This window comes from Serinicoccus sp. CNJ-927 (assembly GCF_001942435.1).
Taxonomy (GTDB): Bacteria; Actinomycetota; Actinomycetes; order Actinomycetales; family Dermatophilaceae; genus Ornithinicoccus; species Ornithinicoccus marinus.
This window is the reverse complement of record NZ_MKKF01000042.1, coordinates 1-1,360: the sequence shown is the minus strand read 5'-3', so window position 1 is coordinate 1,360 and position 1,360 is coordinate 1. Positions and strand designations below refer to the sequence as shown.

Genomic DNA, 1,360 nt, shown 5'->3' with positions numbered 1-1,360 from the left:
GGTCAAGTCCGGTGGAGTGGTGTACGAGTGTGATCCCTCGTTGAGGGGTTAGGTGGTCAGGGCGGGGACGAGGGTGGTGGCCACCTCCTGGGTCGGCTCGGTCGGGGTGGTCAGCGCGGTCCGGCAGCGGGTGAGGACGTCCAGGCCGATGTAGCGGCGTTGCTCGGCCCAGGCGTCGTGCTGTTCGGCCAGGACGGCTCCGACGAGGCGGATGATGGACTCGCGGTTGGGGAAGATACCGACGACGTCGGTACGGCGGCGGATTTCCCTGTTGAGCCGTTCGTTCGGGTTGTTCGACCAGATCTGGCGCCACACCTCTTTGGGGAAGGCGGTGAACGCCAGGATGTCCGCCTGGGCGGCTTCCAGGTGGCCCGCGACAGCGGGCAGCTTGCCGGTGAGGGCGTCCAGGACCCGGTCGAACTGGGCATGCACGCTGGCGGCGTCGGGCTGGTCGTACACCGAGTGCAGCAGCGCCTTGACCCACGGCCAGGACGACTTAGGGGTCGCGGACATCAGGTTGGCGGCGTAGTGGGTGCGGCACCGCTGCCACGCCGTCCCGGACAACGTGGCCCCGATGGCCTCGACGAGGCCCGCGTGCGCATCCGAGGTCACCAGACCCACCGGGCCGGCTGCGGTCAGGCCGCGGGCGACGAGGTCGCGGAAGAAGCCCAGCCAGGCTGCGGCGCTCTCGCTGGTGGCGACCTGGATGCCGAGGATCTCCCGGTACCCCTCGGTGTTGATGCCGGTCGCGACCAGGGCGGACACCTTGACCACGCGGCCGCCCTCACGGACCTTCAACACCAGGGCGTCGGCAGCCACGAACGTGTACGGGCCACCGTCCAGGGGACGGGTGCGGAAGGACTCCACATGCTCGTCGAGCTCGGTGGCCATCGTGGAGACCTGGGACTTGGACAGGCCGGTGATGCCCAGGGCGGTGACCAGCTTGTCCATCCGCCGGGTGGACACGCCGAGCAGGTAGCAGGTCGCGACGACCGTGGTCAGCGCCGCCTCGGCGCGGCGGCGCCGCTGCAGCAGCCAGTCAGGGAAGAACGATCCTTCGCGCAGCTTCGGGATCGCCACGTCCAGGGTGCCGACCCGGGTGTCCAGGTCCCGGTGCCGGTACCCGTTACGCCGGTTCGTGCGCTCGGTGCTGCGGGCGCCGAAATCGGCGCCGCACACGGCATCGGCCTGCGCCGAGAGCAAGCTGTTGATGAACGTGCCCAACAGCTCGCGCATCAGGTCCGGACTGGCCTGAGCCAGCTGCTCGTGGAGGAACTGCTCAGGGTCGATAATGGGGCCAGCGGCCATCGTGGTGCTTCCTTCTCGAGTCGGTTGTGAGAGATCACTCGAAGGATCACAC

1 protein-coding gene is annotated in these 1,360 nt (G+C 68.9%); it reads right to left on the bottom strand.

What is annotated here, in order from left to right; all coding sequences use genetic code 11:
- Nucleotides 1-48 precede the first annotated feature (48 nt).
- On the bottom strand, nucleotides 49-1,308 hold the full coding sequence (locus BJF86_RS11100) for an IS256 family transposase (protein WP_075818970.1): 1,260 nt from the start codon (nucleotides 1,306-1,308) through the stop codon (nucleotides 49-51).
- Nucleotides 1,309-1,360 lie beyond the last annotated feature (52 nt).

Coding starts and splice junctions, on each gene's coding strand:
- BJF86_RS11100 (WP_075818970.1), bottom strand. CDS start 1,308: ATGGCCGCTGGCCCCATTATCGACCCTGAGCAGTTCCTCCACGAGCAG.